Annotated in this window: 19 protein-coding genes; 15 read left to right on the plus strand and 4 right to left on the minus strand. The window is 65.1% G+C overall.

Annotation, left to right across the window (positions count from 1 at the left end; genetic code table 11):
- Positions 1–10 precede the first annotated feature (10 nt).
- The 8 genes from G6N66_RS05920 to G6N66_RS05955 are packed head-to-tail and all read left to right on the plus strand — an operon-like array spanning position 11 to position 7,876.
- Positions 11–1,102: an MlaD family protein gene (locus G6N66_RS05920; RefSeq protein ID WP_085232363.1), complete on the plus strand. Its 1,092-nt coding sequence runs from the start codon at positions 11–13 to the stop codon at positions 1,100–1,102.
- Complete coding sequence (locus tag G6N66_RS05925; protein WP_085232362.1) at positions 1,099–2,109, plus strand: MlaD family protein; 1,011 nt, start codon at positions 1,099–1,101, stop codon at positions 2,107–2,109. Before G6N66_RS05920 ends, G6N66_RS05925 begins: the two co-directional genes overlap by 4 nt.
- The gene (locus tag G6N66_RS05930) at positions 2,109–3,134 is read left to right on the plus strand and encodes an MlaD family protein (RefSeq protein ID WP_085232361.1); all 1,026 of its coding nucleotides are present in this window, start codon (positions 2,109–2,111) and stop codon (positions 3,132–3,134) included. Before G6N66_RS05925 ends, G6N66_RS05930 begins: the two co-directional genes overlap by 1 nt.
- Before the next feature lies 1 nt (position 3,135).
- Positions 3,136–4,293, plus strand: a complete 1,158-nt coding sequence (locus G6N66_RS05935) for an MlaD family protein (protein WP_085232360.1) — start codon at positions 3,136–3,138, stop codon at positions 4,291–4,293.
- Positions 4,290–5,330, plus strand: coding sequence for an MlaD family protein (locus tag G6N66_RS05940; protein WP_085232359.1), 1,041 nt, complete (start codon positions 4,290–4,292; stop codon positions 5,328–5,330). The genes G6N66_RS05935 and G6N66_RS05940 overlap by 4 nt, the downstream gene beginning before the upstream one ends.
- A complete protein-coding gene (locus tag G6N66_RS05945) occupies positions 5,327–6,310 on the plus strand; it encodes an MlaD family protein (protein WP_085232358.1) in 984 nt (327 codons plus the stop codon). Before G6N66_RS05940 ends, G6N66_RS05945 begins: the two co-directional genes overlap by 4 nt.
- 19 nt (positions 6,311–6,329) lie before the next feature.
- Complete coding sequence (locus G6N66_RS05950) at positions 6,330–7,094, plus strand: hypothetical protein (RefSeq protein ID WP_232079214.1); 765 nt, start codon at positions 6,330–6,332, stop codon at positions 7,092–7,094.
- Between the two features lie 59 nt (positions 7,095–7,153).
- Positions 7,154–7,876 (plus strand): hypothetical protein, encoded by a 723-nt coding sequence (locus G6N66_RS05955; RefSeq protein WP_139825147.1) that lies wholly within the window; start codon positions 7,154–7,156, stop codon positions 7,874–7,876.
- Positions 7,877–7,885: 9 nt separating this feature from the next.
- On the opposite strand, the gene G6N66_RS05960 is transcribed toward G6N66_RS05955, so the two are convergent.
- Complete coding sequence (locus G6N66_RS05960; RefSeq protein WP_232079215.1) at positions 7,886–8,236, minus strand: hypothetical protein; 351 nt, start codon at positions 8,234–8,236, stop codon at positions 7,886–7,888.
- Between the two features lie 244 nt (positions 8,237–8,480).
- On the opposite strand from G6N66_RS05960, the gene G6N66_RS05965 reads away from it, so the two are divergent.
- Positions 8,481–9,167, plus strand: coding sequence for a class I SAM-dependent methyltransferase (locus G6N66_RS05965; RefSeq protein ID WP_085232354.1), 687 nt, complete (start codon positions 8,481–8,483; stop codon positions 9,165–9,167).
- A 2-nt stretch (positions 9,168–9,169) separates the two neighbouring features.
- Here G6N66_RS05965 and glnA read toward each other — a convergent pair whose 3' ends face one another.
- Positions 9,170–10,606, minus strand: coding sequence for a type I glutamate--ammonia ligase (glnA, locus tag G6N66_RS05970; RefSeq protein ID WP_085232353.1), 1,437 nt, complete (start codon positions 10,604–10,606; stop codon positions 9,170–9,172).
- Between the two features lie 258 nt (positions 10,607–10,864).
- Here glnA and G6N66_RS05975 point away from each other — a divergent pair, with 258 nt between their 5' ends.
- Positions 10,865–12,625: an NAD-binding protein gene (locus G6N66_RS05975; RefSeq protein ID WP_085232352.1), complete on the plus strand. Its 1,761-nt coding sequence runs from the start codon at positions 10,865–10,867 to the stop codon at positions 12,623–12,625.
- Here the strand turns inward: G6N66_RS05975 and G6N66_RS05980 are convergent.
- Positions 12,622–13,326, minus strand: a complete 705-nt coding sequence (locus G6N66_RS05980) for an N-acetylmuramoyl-L-alanine amidase (protein ID WP_085232351.1) — start codon at positions 13,324–13,326, stop codon at positions 12,622–12,624. The genes G6N66_RS05975 and G6N66_RS05980 overlap by 4 nt on opposite strands.
- A gap of 65 nt (positions 13,327–13,391) precedes the next feature.
- Positions 13,392–14,312 carry a LysR family transcriptional regulator gene (locus tag G6N66_RS05985; RefSeq protein ID WP_085232445.1) on the minus strand — a complete coding sequence of 307 codons (921 nt, stop codon included), beginning with the start codon at positions 14,310–14,312 and terminating at the stop codon, positions 13,392–13,394.
- 109 nt (positions 14,313–14,421) lie between these two features.
- On the opposite strand from G6N66_RS05985, the gene G6N66_RS05990 reads away from it, so the two are divergent.
- The 5 genes from G6N66_RS05990 to G6N66_RS06010 are packed head-to-tail and all read left to right on the plus strand — an operon-like array spanning position 14,422 to position 19,202.
- Entirely contained in the window at positions 14,422–15,696 is a 1,275-nt protein-coding gene (locus tag G6N66_RS05990) for an aromatic ring-hydroxylating oxygenase subunit alpha (RefSeq protein WP_085232350.1), read from the plus strand.
- On the plus strand, positions 15,693–16,016 hold the full coding sequence (locus G6N66_RS05995; protein ID WP_085232349.1) for a hypothetical protein: 324 nt from the start codon (positions 15,693–15,695) through the stop codon (positions 16,014–16,016). Before G6N66_RS05990 ends, G6N66_RS05995 begins: the two co-directional genes overlap by 4 nt.
- Positions 16,017–16,021: 5 nt before the next feature.
- Entirely contained in the window at positions 16,022–16,852 is an 831-nt protein-coding gene (locus G6N66_RS06000; RefSeq protein WP_085232348.1) for a TauD/TfdA dioxygenase family protein, read from the plus strand.
- Entirely contained in the window at positions 16,849–17,721 is an 873-nt protein-coding gene (locus G6N66_RS06005) for a TIGR03619 family F420-dependent LLM class oxidoreductase (protein WP_085232347.1), read from the plus strand. The genes G6N66_RS06000 and G6N66_RS06005 overlap by 4 nt, the downstream gene beginning before the upstream one ends.
- A 29-nt stretch (positions 17,722–17,750) precedes the next feature.
- Complete coding sequence (locus tag G6N66_RS06010) at positions 17,751–19,202, plus strand: phospholipase D-like domain-containing protein (protein ID WP_085232346.1); 1,452 nt, start codon at positions 17,751–17,753, stop codon at positions 19,200–19,202.
- Positions 19,203–19,218 lie beyond the last annotated feature (16 nt).

The following is a 19,218-nucleotide window of genomic DNA, read 5'->3' on the forward strand; positions in this document are numbered from 1 at the left end:
GGGGTATCTGATGCCAGTCTTTCCGGACCAGGGGGTGCGAACGCCCAGTCCGCGGTCGCTGCGGATCGTGGGCCTCATCGCCGCGATCGTGCTCGCCATCGCGGGCACCGCGCTCTATCAATTGGGTACCGGCGGCTACGACGACAGGTTCACGCTGACCGTGGTGGCCGACCAGCTCGGTGAGGGTCTGACGCCGGGCGCCGAGGTGAAGTTCCGCGGCCTGACGATCGGATCGGTGAAGTCGCTGCAGTCGGCCGGATACAACAGGCAGAAGATCACCGTCGAACTCGAGCCGCGCCAAGCCCGAGCCTTGGCGGCCGACACCACAGCAAACTTCATGTCGTCGAACACCTTTGGCCTGGCGGCCGTCGAACTGGTCAGCAGCGGGTCCGGACCGCGGTTGAAGCCGAACCAGACGCTGCTGATCGGCGCCAATGTGCGGTCGGCTTCCATCACCGGGCTGCTGCGTCAGGGCCAAAAAATCGGCCGGCTGGTGGACTCACCCGACGTCAACCACATCATCGAGATAGTGCGCAAGCACGCGGACCTGACCGAGCCGGTCACCCGGTCATACTTCGACCTGATCAAGATGCTCGTCGACTCCCAACGGGTGCCCTTCTCGCAGTCGCTGTCGGTGTTCGCCTCGGTGGTCAACGGTGCCAGCGACTCCATCCCCCTGATCAAGCTGGCGTATGACCTGCTCAACGGGATGGAATTTCTCGCTCACCCCGACGGGGTCGAGCGCATGAACGTGATCCTGGACCAGGCCTCGAAGCTGCTCTTCAAGGCCGACGGGATCGTGGTAAGGAACGTCGCGTGGCTGGCCCCATTCAGCAAGGCGCTGATGGACATTCTGCTGCCGATCTCGTACTTCCAGGGCAGCATGGCGCCCGTCTATGACCGCCTCTCGGGTCTGCTGGACCGCACCAGTGCGGCGTTCCCGATCATCAACGGCAAGGTACGCATGCAAATCGAAGTCGCGTTGGACACCATGCCGGGGCTGGCGGCGGCTCTGCCACCGGGGCCACCGGGGCCGTCCGGGCCCGCCCTGCCGCCCGCGCCCAATGCTTCCCTATCGTCACCGCCGGCGGGTGGACGATGAGAAGCGTTACCAAATCGGTGATTTGGCTGACCATCTTCACCGCGATCTCGGTGGTGTGCACGCTCATCGTGCTGACGGCCTTGCGCTCCCCGGTGACCGGCGCGGTCTCCCGCTACACCGCGGCCTTCTCCGACGTCTCGGGTCTCTACGCCGGTGACGATGTTCGGATTTCCGGCGTTCAGGTCGGCAAGGTGGAAGCCATCCGACTCGACGGCCGGATCGCCAAGGTGGACTTCACCGCACAAGTTGACCACCCGGTATTCGCCAACACCGTGGCCGCGGTGCGCTATCAAACCCTGGTCGGGCAGCGCTACGTGGAGCTCATCCAGCCGGCCAAGCCGGATCGGCGGCTGCCGGCTGGGTCAACGATCGCACTGAGCCAGACGATCCCGTCGTTCGATGTAGCGAAGCTGTTCAACGGGTTTCGGCCGATATTCCAAACCCTTGACCCCGCCCAGTTCAACCTGTTGGGCGAGAACCTGTTGCGCCTCATCCAGGGCGATGAAAACGGTATCGGCCCGTTTCTGCATGACCTCGACGTCATTTCCAAGGTGGCGGTGAACCGCCAGGCGGTCATCACCGTCGTGCTCCGCAATTTGAGCGCGATCTCCCAGGACCTCGGCGGCAAGTCACAGGAACTGTTCCACCTGATCGCAACCCTCAACCAGGTGGTGGGGGAGTTCGGTTCCAAGGCAGAGGAATTCACCACGGCGATGGAGTCCGGACTGCCCGTCCTGCGCAACAGCACTCACATCCTGCAGTACGCCGAACGCACCTTCGACGGGTCGACGGTTCCGCTCTACGACCTGACCAGCCGGATGTGGCCGCAGACCGCGACGATCATCGCGGGCCTGTCGCTCGCTCCGTCGTTAATCCAGGGAATGCGGGATTGGCTGGCCGACGATCAGCCTGCCACACCGACGTTTACCTGCTCGCACGGCGAAGTCACGCTGCCGGGGATCGGGCAGGTGTCATTCGCGCAACAGAACCTAGTGGTGTGCCGGTAATGGTGTTCGGCAGCAAGCGGTGGGGGCGGCGGGACGCTGGGCTCGACGAGCGCGCGGCCGCGGCACGAAATCGACGGCACGGCATCGTCGGTGTCGTCGTCATCGTTGCGGCGCTGGCGGCCACCGCGATGGCGTATCTGAATCCGGCCGATCAGACCGGTTATACCGCGCACCTGTCCAACTCCGGCGGCGTGCGGGTCGGGGACCAGGTTCGCATCGCCGGCATCCCGGTAGGAAAGGTCACCGGTGTCCGACTCGCCGGCGCCGTCGTCGAGATGAAGTTCGACGTCATGCGTTCGGTGGTGGTCGGCTCGGAATCCACACTGGACGTCAAGCTGCTGACCCCGCTGGGCGGCCACTATGTGTCGCTGGACCCGAAGGGGGTTATACCGCTGGGCCACAACGTGATCCCGCCGCAACGTGTCGCATTGCCGTTCGAGGTCAATGACATCATTCAGGCGGCAACCCCGCTGATCAAGGAGGTCAACGGCCAGGTCATCCACGACACCTTCACCGAGGTCGCCAACGCCGCCAACCGGTATCCCGACGCGATTCGCGACCTGCTCCGGTCGGCCAACGCGCTGACAACCTCGCTGAGCAAGTCCACCAACGACTTTCATCGCAGCCTGGATTTCGTCAACAACGGCCTGCGGGCCGTGGTCGCCCAACGTAAGCTGCTCGTCACGCTGATCGAGCAGATGAACCTCCTCACCACTGCCTACACCTCGAGGACGGTCGATATCGTCGAATTCTTCAGCCTGCTCAACGAATTAGCTCGGATCATGGACCGCATCACCGTGTTTTACGGACGGGAGATCGGGCCGATCGTCAACGGGCTCGAAGACATCACCGACACGTTGGGCGCCCATCCCGAGCGGATCCCGCAGATGCTCGACGGCTTGGGGCAGACCCTCAACATCGTGATGCCGATGCTGTCCGGAAACGGGGTCATCATCGACAAGCACAAGCAGCGGCTAGCCCCCGGACAGGACCTGTGCCTCCCGAACATCATGAGGAACTGTTGAGATGAGCTGGATTTCGGCTGTCGGACCGCGGCTGCGGTCCCGGTGGGCCATCGCGGCAGTGCTGACCATCGTCGCAGCGGTCGCCGCAGGAGTGGTCTTCGGCGCCAGGTTCGTGACGCCCAAACACACCCGGGCGATGTGCGCCGAATTCACCGACGCGGTAGGGCTTTACCCGGGCAACAAGGTGGCGCTGCTGGGGGTCGAGGTCGGCTCGACCACCGCGATCTTCAACAAATCCGACCATGTCGAGGTCGACTTCACCGTGCCCGCCGACCTTGACCTGCCCGCCGACGTCGGCGCGGTCACCTACTCGCAATCGATTGTCACCGACCGCCACATCGAACTGACCAAGCCGTACACCTCGGGCCCGAAGTTCACTGGGCCGGGGTGCATCAAGCTCAACTCGACGAAGACCCCGATCAGCATCAGCGAAACCTTCTCCGCCATAGGCAAGCTCGCCGATACCATCCTGGATGCTCAGCCCGGCAAAGACCCGTCCGAGGCGCCGGGCGTGCAAGCCATCAACGACAGCCTGCGTGCGTTCAGTCGCTCGCTGGACGGCACCGGCCCGGGGCTCAACAAGACACTGAACAATCTGGTCACCATGCTCGCCGACCCGTACAAGGCCGACGCCGACTATCGACAGCTCTTCGAAAACAGCGAGATCCTCACCTCGGGCATCCTCAAACACTGGGACACCGTCGCCTCGGTGATCGAAACGCTCCCGGCCACCACCCAATTGGTCGAGGGCCTGTCGGACAACTTCGGCCAGGCGATGAGCCGGTTGTCGCATCTGCTGCCGACTCTGGTCGAGGCCATCAACCGATGGGGACCGCGGACCTACCACATCTTGGACAAGCTAATCGGCTGGATAGGGCGCGTCCTGGACAAACACACCCCGCTGCTCGTCGCCATCATCAAGTCGTGGCCGCAGTTCAGCCACTGGCTGAGCGACATCTACGAGCCGGCATGGGGAACCCACAATGTCACCTACATCCCACCGCAAGTGGCGATTTCGCCGTCGCAAGCCGGCGCCCTGTGCGAGGGGCTGCGGCAGCGTAATGTGCCCGGTGCCGCGGCGGCGTGCGCGTCGGGCAGCGCGTCGGATCCGGTCACTCTCGGCCTGACCGATCTCATCCTGGGGGCCGCGCTGTCATGACTCGAGGATCGATGCGGGTACTGCTGGCCGCCCTGGCAATCAGCCTCACGGCGGCCTGCTCACTGGATCCCACCCGGCTGCCGGTCCCGGGCGCCTACAGCCCGCACCACTCCTACCGAATCAAGATCCAGTTCTCCAGCGTGCTCAACCTGCCCGCCCGGGCCAAGGTCGACTCCGGTGGCGTGCAGGTCGGCGTGCTCGACCACGTCCAGCTCGACGGCACCACCGCGGTCGCCTACGTCGACATCGCCGGCGACACCAAGCTCGCCGGCAACACCCGCGCCGAACTGCGCCAGGCCACCCCGCTCGGCGACATCTACATCGCGCTGCTGCCGCCGCAGGAGGCCTCCGGTGCGGCTTTGCGCGACGGCGACACCATCCCGCTGCGCAACACCGCCCCGGCCGACAACGTCGAAGACCTGTTGCGGTCGGTGTCAAACCTGGTGTCCGGCGGCGCGATTGGCACGCTGCAAAACACCGTCGTCAACGTCAACAAAGCGTTCCCGAAAGACCCCGCCGAACTGACCCGGATTCAGCGGACCCTCGGCGGCGTACTCAATGACCTTGCGGCCAACCAGGACACCATCGACGGCATCCTGTTCAGCATGGAGAACATCACCACCACGCTGGCGGCCAATACCGGGGTGTTCAACAGGCTAGTCACCGAAGGCCCGCCGAAACTCGAAGGGCTGTCGGCGATCACCGTGGCGATCCTCAACGTCGTGGGGGACTCCAAAGACATCGGCGGCCTGGGCGGAGAAATCCTCAACCCGATCACCGGCGACCTGATGCAAATGCTCTCCTACATCACGCCGATGGTCGGAACGTTAGCGACCGTTGACACCACCATCCCGGTGCTCGCCGACAAACTGATCGCATTCCTGCACTACAAGCTCCTCGGTTGGTTCCGCCGCGGGGGTCCGAAATACATTGTCTCCGAAGTTCATCCACCCAACGGGCACGAGGGCGTGGATCCCGCCGACAAGTCCGACGCGGCGGTGCGGGCGATGCAGAGCATGGGGATGTTGCCACCATGAAATTCAACGCCGGCATCACGCTAGCCATCCTGGCAGTCCTGACGCTGCTCGGTGCGGCCTATATGGCGGTCGGTGTGCTCGACATCAGCCCGACCAAACAGGTCACCCGGCTCACCCTCATGCTCGACACCTCCGGCGGTCTGATGTCCACATCCGAGGTGACGATGCGCGGCATCAAGGTCGGCCGGGTGAGGAGTATCGAGACCACGGAAACCGGGCTGGCGGTCTCGATCGAGATCGACCACGAGCACCCGGTGCCCGCCGACAGTGCGATCAGCGTGGAAAACCTCTCCGCCGCCGGCGAACAGTACATCGATTTCAAACCGAAATTGATTGCGCCACCGTACTTTAGCGACGGGCAGGTGATACCCGCGGACCGGGTGGGGCAGTTGTTGACCGGCGCTGACCTGCTCAAGAAGGGCAATGCGCTGATGTCGGCGCTCAACGTCGACCAGGTGCAGACCGTTATCAACAACATGGCCGCGGCGTTCGCCGACAATGACGCGACCATCGACTCCCTGGCCACCACCGCCGGGTTGACCGCCAAGGTGATCCACGACGACAAGCAATTGCTGGGCACCTTGTTCAACAACGTCTCCACGTTCACCACCGACCTGGACGAGGTCCGTGCCGGCGAAGTGATCAGCGAGACGGGCAAGCTGCTGCCGCGCTCGGTGCCGGCCTTTCTGCGGATGATCCGTGAAATCGAGACCCTTTCGCACACCGGGGTGGGCGTGGTCGGCCCCGACGACGCGGTCGGGGTCCTGATCAACAAGTTCAGCCAATGGATCGACATGGTGGCCGGCCCGTTGGGTACCTTCACCACCGTCCTGGAGCCCGCGGTCGCGCCGCTGCACGACATCAAGATAGACGCGGGGCACTGGATCGACTTCTGGGAATCAACCTTCAACGACACCGGCGGCGTGCGGGTTCAGCTCAACGTCCCCGAATGGCACCAGCCGCCCGGGCCACCGCAATGAAAGAAAAGAAAGAACTGACATGAGCACTTCAACCGTCGGCCAAGATGTACGGGTGGACGACACCGAGCCCGAGGCACCCGCCGACCCAACCGAGCAGGCCCAGACGACGCCGGCGGCAGCAGCCGACGAGGCCGTCGAGGCCGACCATGACGCTGACGCTGACGACGCTGACGACGCCGCACGGCCCAAGCGGTTTTCCAAGCCGAAGAGGCCGTGGCTTTGGGTTGCGGCCGTTCTCGCGGCGGCGGTGCTGGCCCTCGGGGTGTTCGGATACCTGAAATATCACCAGGTGACCGGTCAACTGGCCCAGCTGCGTCAACAGCAAGCCGACCGCGACACCGTGGCACAGCTGGCCAAGGATTATGCGCTGAAGTCGCTGACCTACACCTTCGAGGACCCGGACGCCTTCTTCCATGCGGTGGAAGACGGCGTGGCGCCGCAACTCAAAGAGAAATACGTCAACGCCAGCGACCTGCTCAAGAGCGTCATGCTGCAGGCGCAGGTCACCTCCACCGGTGAGGTGCTGGCCACCGACCCGGTCGCGCAGCCCGGCGGGGTCTATCAGGTGGTGGTATCGGCGCACCAAACCACGCGTAATTTGCAAAACCCGACGCCCAAGGTGTCGATCATCCTGCTGCAGGTCACCGTCAACAAGGTGGGCAACGCCTGGCAGGTGAGCGACATCGGCCCCAAGACCGGCGCGCACCCGCCCGTCGAGCAGCAGCTTCCGCCGGCGGGACCCCCGCCGCCGCCCGCTCCGACCAAACCCGCGCCGAAACGGTAGGCGCACCCGTGAAGCGGCTGCTGGTCGCCTCCGTGGCCTTGACCTTCGTGGTCGGTGCCATGTGCCCCGCCGCGCGCGCCGACACCACCCTGCCGGGGTGCCCGTCGGGCGGCGGACTGATCAGCCCGACGGCCACGTCGCCGCATTCGGACTGCCACGCGCGCTCGGGCGGCCTCGATTTCGCCATCACCTACTTGAACGAGCCCGAACTGTCCGGACCCGGCGCGGTGAAGGTCGTCGTCACCGACTCCTCGGGCGGGGTGGTGCAGACGATCGACGAACTGCTGGAGCCCTCGAGTCCGGGCGGCGTCGGCCTCTACGACGTCGACGGCGACGGTCGCGACGAGGTGATCATCCCGATCGCCCGACACTTGTTCAACGGCGGGGCGAACACGCGGTTCTCGGTGTGGCGGGCGCCGGGGGACCGCAACCATTTCGAACGCACCCAAATGGTCGGACAGGCCGTCTATCCCAGCGGCGACGGGTATCTGGTCACCAACGGCGGCGCGCTGGATAGCCGAGACCTCACCTTTTATCTGCCGACCGACGCCGGGTACACGCTCGTCATCGTGTTGACCATCGAAGCCGAGGAGGTCGACCCGAACACGCACCGGGTCCTGACCGTCGTCTGCCGCGCGCACCAGGAGGACGGCCTCCACGCGGTCGACATGACCCTGCGCCAGGCCGAGGAGACGTTCTGCGCCTCACCGGCCGCCATGGCCATCTGGCCCGGCGCCGAGCGCCTCCAGATTCGGCGCTGGCGCTGGGGGCAGGAGCACTAGCTCGGCGCCCTACGGTGCGCAGACCTCGCGAGCCGTGGCCAGCAGCTGTCTCGCCTTGGCGAGGTCGCTGCCGATTTGGTCCGGGCTGGCCGGCCGGTAGGGGTCGCTGGCGTCGATCTGAGACGCCAACATGTCCGACCGAATCCGCAGGTCGACGGCGGCCGGAGTGCGCAGGCCGTGCAGCGGAGCCAGCGCGTTGCGAATCTGGCTGGCCACCCACGGCGGCGTCCCCGTGGGGGAGACCAGGTTGAACTGGCTTTCGAGCCGATCGGTGGCCGGCAGGATGAGGTCGCAGTCGCCGGAGGCCGCCGCGGGCGCCACCGTCAGGCACGCCGTGACCGCGGCAATCGGCAGCGGCACACTCAGAAGTTGTCGAGCACGTCGAAGCATTGGCCCTACCTTGGCACTGTGTCGCGAGTTCTGTGGTCACTTTCGCTCGATCTGATGGCGCCCGCGGGCGTCGCGGGGCTGCTGATCCGGCGTTCACTTGACCGAATAGTTGTGTGCTGTAACAGATTTCACTCTTCTGCCGCGATCGAAGGCAAGCGCGTCCACAGCCGCCGGCGGGCGCAGGCTGCGCAGAGTTGATACGCTTCAGCGCGCCATGACCGATCCGTCGATTCCGTACCCCGCGCAGCTGGACGGTGTCGAGGGTTGGTTCTATGCGGTCGATGTCGACTTCTTCAGCAAGCTGCTCGCCTACCAGCGGGCCGACGGCATCCGGGGCGACATGCTGGAGATCGGCACGTACCAGGGCAAGTCCGCGATTCTGATGGGTTACGGCCTCCGCGACGATGAAGAACTGGTGGTCTGCGATCTGTTCGGCGCCGTGATGGATCACGCCGACATCCCGCTGAACCGGCGCCAGGAGTACTCGGGCCTGCAGGAAGAGGAGTTTCTGGCCAACTGGGATCGGTTCCACACCCGCCGACCGAGGCTCGAAGTCTGCGAATCATCGCAACTCGACCTGGGGGACCGGGTATTTCGCTTCATCCACGTCGACGGCTGCCACAGCTACCAGTGCGTGGTCAAGGACATCGGCCTGGCCGCGACACACACGGCCGAACGGGGCGTGATCGCCCTGGACGATTATCGGGCCGCCGAAGCGCCGGGCGTGCCCGCAGCCGTCTGGCAGGCCGTCGACAAGGGCTTGTTGTTCCCCTTCGCGGGGACGTGGATGAAGATGTACGCCTGCACGTCGGCCGAAGCCCAACGGTACTGGTTCGAGCGGGTGCGAAATCGCGGTGAGGTCTACGCCTTTCCCGACTTCGAGATGGTCGTCATTCAGTAGGCCTACACGTCGTAATACAACGCGAACTCGTACGGCGTCACCCGCAGGTTGAACGGCGCAATCTCGTAGTCGCGCTTGTAGTTGATCCACGTCTCGATCAGGTCGGGCGTGAAAACGCCACCCTCGGTGAGGTATTCGCTATCTTCCTCCAGGCGGTCGATCACCGCGGACAGTTGTGTGGGCGCCTGCACGATTTCCGCGGCCTCTTCGGGCGGCAGGTCGTAGAGGTCCTTGTCGATCGGCGGCGGAGGCTCGATCTTGTTCTTGATGCCGTCCAGCCCGGCCATCAGCATCGCCGAGAACGCCAGGTAGGGGTTGCCCGACGAGTCGGGGCAGCGGAACTCGAGGCGCTTCGCGTTCGGGTTGTTGCCGGTGATCGGGATGCGCACGCAGGCCGAGCGGTTGCGCTGGCTGTAGACCAGGTTGATCGGTGCCTCGTAGCCGGGAACCAGGCGCTTGTAGGAGTTCACCGTCGGGTTGGTGAACGCCAGCAGCGACGGCGCGTGGTACAGCAGGCCGCCGATGTAGTGGCGCGCCATGTCCGACAGCCCGGCGTACCCCTGGGCGTCGTACATCAGCGGGACGCCGTCTTTCCACAGCGACTGGTGGCAATGCATCCCCGAGCCGTTGTCTCCGAACAGCGGCTTGGGCATGAAGGTGACCGTCTTGCCGTCCTGCCATGCCGTCTGCTTGACGATGTACTTGTACATCTGCAGGTCGTCGGCGGCGTGCAGCAGCGTGTTGAACTTGTAGTTAATCTCGGTCTGGCCGCCACTGCCCACCTCGTGGTGGCCCTTCTCCAGCAGGAAGCCGGCGTTGGTCAGGTTGGTGAGAATCCGGTCGCGCAGGTCGACGTAGTGGTCGGTCGGCGCGACCGGGAAATAGCCGCCCTTGGGCCGGACCTTGTAGCCGCGGTTGGGGGTGCCGTCCGAATTGGCATCTTCGCCGGTGTTCCACCAGCCGGAGGTCGCGTCCACCTTGTAGAAGGAGCCGTTGATGCTCGAGTCGAACTTCACCGAGTCGAAGATGTAGAACTCCGCCTCGGGGCCGAAGTAGGCGGTGTCGGCGATGCCGGAGCTGATCAGATAGTTCTCGGCCTTGCGCGCGACGTTGCGTGGGTCGCGCGAATACAGCTCGAGGGTGATCGGGTCGTGCACGAAAAAGTTCACGTTCAGCGTCTTGGCTTCGCGGAACGGGTCGACGGTCGCGGTCTCCGGATCGGGCAGCAGCAGCATGTCGGACTCGTGGATCGATTGGAACCCGCGAATCGATGAGCCGTCGAACGCCAGGCCCTCCTCGAACACGTTCGCGTCGAACGCATAAATCGGAATTGTGAAGTGCTGCATGGTGCCTGGCAGGTCACAGAAGCGGACGTCGACGTACTCGATGTTCTCGTCCCTGACGAGTTTGAAGATGTCGTCGGGCGTGTTTTCGGACACCGAATGCTCCTCTGCTTGGTGACGCGGGGGCCGGGCGCCAGCGCGTTAACTTGTACGCCTCAACTATTTCGTCCGCGTGACGGGTGCAAGTCGAACCTGTTGCGTACGCCGAAGTGCGCGACTCCGGTTGTGGGACATCGGAATTATCGGGCAGAGTGACCCTATGCCGCACAACACACAGCCACGGCACGAACGATGACGTCGACATCGGTTCCGCGGCTCGGGTCGCGATCCGTTTCTCCCCAGACGCGCGAGATCATGCATCGCGAGATCATCGTCAGCGGTGAGGACGCCTTGTCGAAGACCATTGCCGAGGAACTCCGGGGCGCGGGCGCGCGGATCATCAAGATCAACACCGCCGCCGACCTCCACGGCGCCGGGGTGCATCGGGCGCGCGCCGTCGTCTGCGCGGGGCCCAATGACGCGGTGAATCTCGAAATCGCCTTGTTGGCACGGCAATACAGCCCCACCGTGCGCGTGGTTGCGCGTTTGGCCAACGACGTGCTGCGCAAGGCGGTGGCTGACGTCAACGGCCCCGGGGCGATCCTGGATGTCGCGGAGCTCGCGACGCCCTCCCTCGTCGAGGCGGTCCTGTCGCGTGACGCGCACCAATTCGACACGGCCGGCACCGAATTCGTTGTCTGGGGAGCCGAGGCGCCGCACGACGGCACGCTGCGCGAGCTCTACGCCGACCTGACGCCGGTGGCGGTGGTGCACGGCAAGAATTCACCTAACCCCGGCGAGGTGGTGGCCTGTCCGGGACGGGACCTGAAGGTCTATGCCGGCGACTGGACCTCGATGATCGGCGTCAAAGACGAACTGGCGAACCGCGGAATCACGGTGCCGCCCCGGACCGCGACCCGCTCTAGCCACTCACGCGCGCGACGGATCATCGATTCCGCGCGCGCCATGCGCGACGACCTGAACCCCCTACTTGTCCCGTCGCTGGCGTTCGCGCTGTTGCTCGTCCTCAGTGCGACGGCCGTGGTGCGCTTCACCTACCACAACCCGCGAATGACATGGATCGACGCGCTGTACTTCACCTCCGAGACCATCACCACCGTGGGCTATGGCGATTTCAGCTTCGCCCAACAAGCTCCTTGGCTGCGGCTGTTCGCCGTCGGTCTGATGTTCGGCGGCGCGATCATCACCGCCATCCTCGTCGCGTTCATCGCCGACCTGCTGCTGTCGCGCCGCTTCGTCCAAACGGCCGGGCGCCGACGGGCACGACACCTGCGGGACCACGTCGTGGTGGTCGGACTGGGTTCGGTAGGCATCCGCGTGGTCAGTGAACTGACGGCCGCCGGATACGACGTCCTTGTCATCGAGGCCGACGAGAACAACCGCTACCTGCCGACTCTGGCCGAGCTCGACGTGCCGGTGATCTTCGGCGACTCGACGATGCGCGGGACATTGGAATCGGCGCGCCTGGATCGCGCCCGCGGCGTGGCGGTGGTGACCCAGGACGATATGGAGAACATCGAGACCGGCATCGTCCTGCTGGAGATCCTGGGCCCCGACACGAAGGTGCCAATCGTCATGCGCGTGCAAGGCCGTGCGCTGGGCGCCGCCGTGCATCAGCGGTTCGGCTTCGAAAACGTGCGGTCGATCGTCGATCTGGCCGCGCCCTGGTTCATCGGCGCCGCGATGGGCCTACAGGTGCTGGGCACGTTCTGGGTCGGGCAGCGGTCCTTCATGGTCGGCGCCATGCACGTGGCGGCAGGCAGCGAGCTGGACGGGCTGCGCATGATCGATTTGTCGACGCAGGCGCGCGTCATCGCGATCACCCGACCGGCAGGGCCGGTCAGCCTGCGCCCGCGCCGCGACTCCCGACTCAAGGCCGGCGACACCGCATACCTCATCGGCCCGTACCGCGAGCTGATCGCGACGCTGCGAAAGGGCCAGCCGCCGCCGCTGACCGCGATCGACGGCGGACGCTCGACGGCCCTTGCGGCCGCGCGCTCGATGTACAAGCCGCAGCCGCGCCGGCCCCGGTGGGCGCAGGACGCCGAGGCTTAGCCCGCCTCGATCGCCGCGACCTTTGCCGCGGCGTCGGGCCCGCAGATGCGTTGCAGGTCGACCGGGCCGGCGGCGAGCAGATCCTCGATGCGGTGCTTGAGGTCGCCGGAGGTGAGGTGCGCGTACAGGTTCGCGCCGGGACACGAGGTCTGGGCCAGGTCGCGGTGGCCCGCCAGGGTGCTAGCGGCGACGTGAAAGGTCTGCGCGGCCCAGGCGAACGCGAGGGCGGCCCCGTGCAGTTGGGCCTCCGAGACGGCTTCCTGGTCGAAGTCGCCTTCGCAGAGCACGAGAAAATGGCCGGTCGTGTCGTAGTCGGTCGCGGTGTCACCCGCGAGGTGCGGCGTGCGTAGTTCGTAGATGTTGCCGTCGCGGTCGACGCCGACGTGATAGGCGATGTCGATCCAGCCCTTCTGGTCTTGGTGGTAGCGCTGGTCCTGGCGCAGGCGCTCCGGGGCGTTGCGGTTGTTGCCGAGAACGACGGCCTCGTGGTGCAGGGTCATGCGGGTGATGGTGTGGGCCCTGCCGCCGGGGCGTGCGGGTCGCGCACCCCAGGAATCGCGGCAGAGCAGCTGCGCCGACGTGGCGGACGTCGTCGGGTCGGCGGCCGCGGTGGCCGAGCAGGCACTGACGGCAGTGGTCAAGCCGACCCCGCCGGCCAACTGAAACAATCGACGGCGGCTGACCAGGTTCCGGGCGTCCATCAGGCCACGATAACGATTGCGTCGCACCGCGCTTCGACATTCGCGCGGGACGGGGGCATAGTGCCCTAGCTGCGCGCCGAGTTTTCGACGATGATCTCGCACGCCGCCTCGTAAAACGCGCTGATCAACGTCGAAAACGAGAGCTGAAACGGATGAATCATGTACACGTCGAGCCGGTCGAGACTCCAGCCCGGCAGCACCGGCACGATGCTTCCCTCGCGCAGTTCGTCGGTGACGATGATCTGGTTGGGCATCGCGCCGACGCCGAGCCCGCGCAGGATGTACTGCTTGCATACCTGAAAGTTGTTGGTGCGTGCACGGACAACGGGGGACAGCTCGTAGCGTCGCTTTTGTCTGCCCACCACCAGCTTCTTGGGTCCGCTGTAGAAGCCGCAGTCGATGAACGGCAGGGCGTTCAACTGCGCGGGGGCCGTGATCGGCTCCGCCAGCTGGCCCACGAAGAAAGGTGAAGCGCACAGGAACATTTCGAGGCTGAACACTTTTCGGGCGATCAGCATCGAATCCTGGAGCGGGCCCGTCCCGAAGACCACGTCGAAGCCGTCCTTGATCGGGTGCACGACGTCATCGACGAGCCGGATGTCCAACCGCGAGTTGGGATGGCGCGCCAGAAACGTGGCGCCGACCCGCGACGCGTAGTCGATGCCGACAAAGACCGGTATGGCAACGCGCAATTCGCCCTGCGGCTCTTGCCTGCTGCCTTCCACCAGTGCCCGAACTCCGTTGGCCTCGGCGAGGATGTTCACACTGTGGCCGTAGATCTTCTCGCCGAGGTCGGTGACCGTGAGCTGATGGGTGTTCTTCCGCAGCAGCTTGATGCCAAGGTCCGCTTCCAGCTTGCTGAGCTTGCGGCTCACGGTTGATTTGGGCATCGCCAGCAGCGTGGCCGCCTTCGAAAGGCTGCGGCACTCGACGACCTTGCTGAATATCAGCAGGGCGTCGAGGTCGAACGGCAGGTTTTGCTCCATTTTTGCGTTCCAGAAATGCAACAGGGTGTTGCAATTGAAGACCTGTTTTGCGTCTTTGGTCAAGTGTTACGTTCTGCCGGGTAGGGGGCTGGGGGCGAAGGAGGGCCTCATGAGTGTCGATGCGCTGGTGACCAAACCGGCGAGCGGCCACTGGACCGACGCGTATCCCGAATTGGGCCGTGGCCCGGTGTCACTCGAGGACTGCGTCTCGCCCGAGTTCTACGAAAAGGAACGCGAGCACGTCTTCAAAAAGACCTGGCTTTACGTCGGGCGCATGGAGCGGGTGCCGCGCTCGGGCAGCTACTTCACCCGCGAGCTGAAATTCCTGAACACGTCGATCATCGTCGTGCGCGGCAAGGACGACGTGATCCGCGCCTTCCACAATGTTTGTCCGCACCGCGGCAACAAGATGCTGTGGAGCGACGACCCCTTCGAGGAGGTGCAGGGCCGGGCGCCGGTGCTCTACTGCCGCTTCCACGGTTGGCGCTACAACCTGGACGGCTCGCTGCACGCGGCCACCCGCAAGGATCTGCTGCTCGACTTCGACGCTGAGGGCTGTCGGGTTCCCGCGATCCAGTGCGAGGTGTGGGAAGGCTTCATCTTCATCAACCTCAACCCGCACAACACCGAGCCGCTGCGGTCCTACCTCGGGGAGCTGGCGCACGGCATCGAGGGCTATCCCTTTGCCGGTCCGCATCAGGTGTACCGCTTCAGGGTTGAGCTGCAATGCAACTGGAAGATCTTCGTCGACAGCTTCGCCGAGAGCTACCACGGGCCGTATCTGCATGCGTCCTCGTTCGGCGCGCTGACCGCCGAGGCCCGGGACGCGTTCGACCAACCGAATCCGTTCACCGATGCGCTGGCCTACCAGCTGAAGGGGCCGCATCGGATGTTTTCCTTCGCCGGTGAGCCGTCGCAAAAGACGCCGTATTCCAAGCCGATCGAGTGCGTGATGGAGGCCAGTGCGGCCGGCCCGTGGAACAAACGCACCGACCGCGGCCCGATGCCGGTGGGGCTGAATCCTACGCGCTCCGAGAAATACGGGTTCGACTCGTTCCAGTTCTTCCCCAACTTCGTGCTGATCTTCGGGGCATCCGGTTTCAGCACGCACGTGCACTGGCCGACGGGGCCGCACTCGCACCTCTTCGAAGTCGAGATGTTCTATCAGCCGCCCAGGACGCACAAGGAGCGGCTGGGGCAGGAGCTGACGGTGACGTTCCTCAACGACATCATCCTCGAAGACGCCAGTCCGTCCGAAGGGCTGCAGGCCATGCTGAACAGCGGTGCGCTCACCCATTTCACGATGAACGACGAGGAGATCCTGCTGCGCCATCTGCACAAGGTGGTCGCCGACTACGTGGCGGCCGGCGAGGCGGGGCGATGAATGCGGTTCTGCCTCAGGAGTTTTCCCAACTCGAGCATCTGGTCGCCGAGTGGGCGATCGAGGACGGTCACCAGCGCTATGTGAAGCGGGTGAACAGCTCCATGGCCGAGATCCAGGCGTTCTACGACGAGGTGTTCCCGCACGCCGAGGAGGCGGTCGCCTACATCGACAAGTTCGACTACTCCGAACCGCTGCCCGAGGACGTTGCGAACCTGCGCAACCTGCTGTACTCGTTGATCACCGTCTCGTTGGCGGTCGAGCTGTGGAAGCAGCCGAGGGTAAAGCATTCCGCACACACCATCCTGACGCGATTGAGCTGACGGGCATGGCACTTTCATCGCGGCAACTCGAAATCATCGACTGCACACCGGTAATCGGCAGCGAGATCAGAACCGACCTGGACACGCTGCTCAGCGGAACCGAGGCCGAGAATATCCGCGCCACACTCGAGCAACGCGGTGTGGTCTTCTTCCGCGGCCTGCAGATCAGTGACGAGCAGCAGGTCACCATAGCCAAAACCCTTGGCAGCATTGTGCAGAACGAGGGCGAGGGCGGCATCTACAAGATCTCCCTCGACGAAAGCGTGAATCAGCGGGCCAAATACTTGAGGGGCTCGCTGTTCTGGCATTTCGACGGCTCGCTGCAGCCGTATCCGAATCTCGCGACGCTGCTGCGTGCGATGAAGCTCTCCGACACCGGGGGCCAAACCGAGTTCTGCAACACCTACGCGGCGTACGAGGACCTGCCGGACGCCGACAAGGAGGCGATCGCCGACCTTCGGGTGGTGCACAGCGCGGAGCGCTCGCAGTATTACGTGACCCCGGAGATGAGCTACGACGAGATCGCCTTCTGGCAGAAATCCCCGACGAAGGCATGCCCCATGGTGTGGACGCACCGGTCCGGGCGCAAGTCCCTGCTGCTCGGCGCCACCGCCGACTACGTGATCGGATTGCCCGTCGAAGAAAGCCGTGCACTGCTTGCGCGCCTTCGTGATTGGGCCACCCAACCGCAGTACGTGTATCGGCACGAATGGCAGCTCGGTGACCTGCTCATCTGGGACAACACCGGCACCATGCACCGGGCGCTACCCTATGCCGTCGACAGCGGACGCCTCATGCACCGCACAGTGCTCGCCGGAGAAGAGCCCCTCGATTGAAACTCGGCATCGCGACGCCCGTCGTCACCAATGTCGCCGGCGCCGCCTTGACGTGGGAAAAGAACGCGACGATCGACGACATCGGCCGGGTCGCCGAGACCGCGGACCGGCTCGGCTACCACCACCTCACCTGCAGTGAACACATCGGCGTTCCTTCCGCCGAGGCGCCGCGGCGCGGCTCCCGGTACTGGGACCCGCTGGCCACCCTGGGTTATATCGCGGCCCGCACGCGGCACATCCGACTCGCCACCATGACCCTGGTGCTCGGCTATCACCACCCGCTGGCGATCGTAAAGCGTTACGGCACACTGGATCACGTCAGCGGCGGCAGGCTGATATTGGGCGTCGGCGTCGGCAGCCTGAAGGAAGAGTTCGACCTTCTCGGGGCGCCGTTTGACGATCGTGGTGCGCGCGGCGACGACGCGCTGCGCGCGCTGCGTGCGGCGCTGCCGACCAACGAGCCGGCCTACGCGGGCGAGTATTACTCGTTTGGCGGGCTCACCGTCGACCCCTGCGCGCTGCAGGCCCACCTGCCGATTTGGATTGGTGGCCGCACCAAGCGCTCGTTGCGGCGTGCGGTCACCCTCGCCGAGGGGTGGTGCCCCTTCGGTGTGTCTGTTGCCACCGCTGCCGAGTGGCTGCGGGCCTGGCAACTTCCCGAGGGATTCGAGGTCGTCTTGCCCGCTGATCAGCCTCTCGACCCGGTGGGAGCGCCGGAGGTGACCGCGGAAACGCTACGGACCATGGCCGCGGCCGGCACCACCACGGTGTCCGCGCGGTTCCTCCATCACTCGCTTGAGCACTATCTCGAGCAGATTCACGCGCTGGCCGAGCTGCACGGCCGCGAAGGCAGTCAGGCCACCGCGTAGCGCAGGGCCCAAACGGGTAAATACTCGAGGTGCCCGACGATCGATTGCTCACCCCCGGCCAGACATGCTGGTCCGTGGTGCGCGCCGGCCAGTTCGCCTGCATCGTCGACGGGGCCGACTATTTCCGGCACGTGAAGGCCGCGATGCTGCGCGCCCGGCACCGAATCATGTTGATCGGATGGGACTTCGACGCCAGGACGACCTTTGAGCGAGGCACCAGGACACTCGCCGGACCCAACCAGCTCGGCGCCTTCGTGTACTGGATGTTGTGGAAGCGGCCGGCCCTGGAGATTTACCTACTGAGATCAAATCTGCGCCTGCTGCCGGCCTTCGATCGCATGTGGTACGGGCTCACCCCGGTATCGCTGGTGAATCAGATCAGCAGCAAGCGGATCCGCTTCGCCGTCGACGGCGCCCATCCGATCGGCGCCGTCCATCACCAGAAGATCGTGGTCGTCGACGACGCGGTGGCGTTCTGCGGTGGTGTCGACCTCACGGTCGACAGGTGGGATAACCGTGCGCATCACGACGACAACCGCCGCCGGCAGACGGTGGGGCGAAGCTATGGGCCGCGGCACGAGGTTTCGGCAGCGGTCGACGGGGCGGCGGCGCGCGCGCTCGCCGAGCTGGCTCGCGCTCGGTGGCAGACCGCGACGGGCCAGTCCCTGGAGCCGGTCGAGCCCAAGCACACCACCTGGCCCAGCAGGCTGAACCCGATCCTGCGCGATGTCGATGTCGGAATCGCGCGCACGGTACCGGAATTGGGGGATCGCCGCGAAGTGCGGGAAGTGGAGGCGCTCAACCTGGCCGCCATCGCGGCAGCACGTCACATCATCTACCTGGAGAACCAGTATCTGGCAGCGCGTCGCATCGTCGATGCGCTGGCGGCGCGCCTACGCGAAGCCGACGGTCCCGAGATCGTCATCGTCCTTCCGCGGCGAGGAAAGAACCGCCTCGAGCGGGGAACGATGGATGGCGCTCGGCACCGGCTCATGCAAGTGCTCTGGGCCGCAGACGAGCACCACCGTTTAGGGGTGTACTGGCCCGCCAACGAAGCCGGCACCGCGATATACGTTCATTCGAAGGTGATGGTGATCGACGATCGGCTACTGCGCATCGGCTCGTCGAATCTGAACAACCGGTCGATGGGATTCGACAGCGAATGCGATGTCGCGGTCGAAGCGGTGTTGCCCGAGCACGATCACCTTCGCCGCCAAATCGCCTCCGTCCGAGACCAATTGGTGTCGGAACACCTAGGCGTGTCGGTCGGCGAGCTCGAAACGGCGATGGGTCAGCACGGGTCATTCCTTGGCGCCGTTGAGGCGCTGCGCGGGCAGGGCAGGAGTCTGCGGCCGATCACCGGCCACACGGTGTCCGACGAGGCGAGCCGGCTGGCGGAGAATGACCTCATGGACCCCGACCATGTTCCCGGGTCACTGACCCGAAGCGTGCAGAGGTTCATCGCCGGGCTCGCGCGCTGACCAACTCCGAATGCGT

It is taken from the genome of Mycobacterium conspicuum (assembly GCF_010730195.1).
Classification (GTDB): domain Bacteria; phylum Actinomycetota; class Actinomycetes; order Mycobacteriales; family Mycobacteriaceae; genus Mycobacterium; species Mycobacterium conspicuum.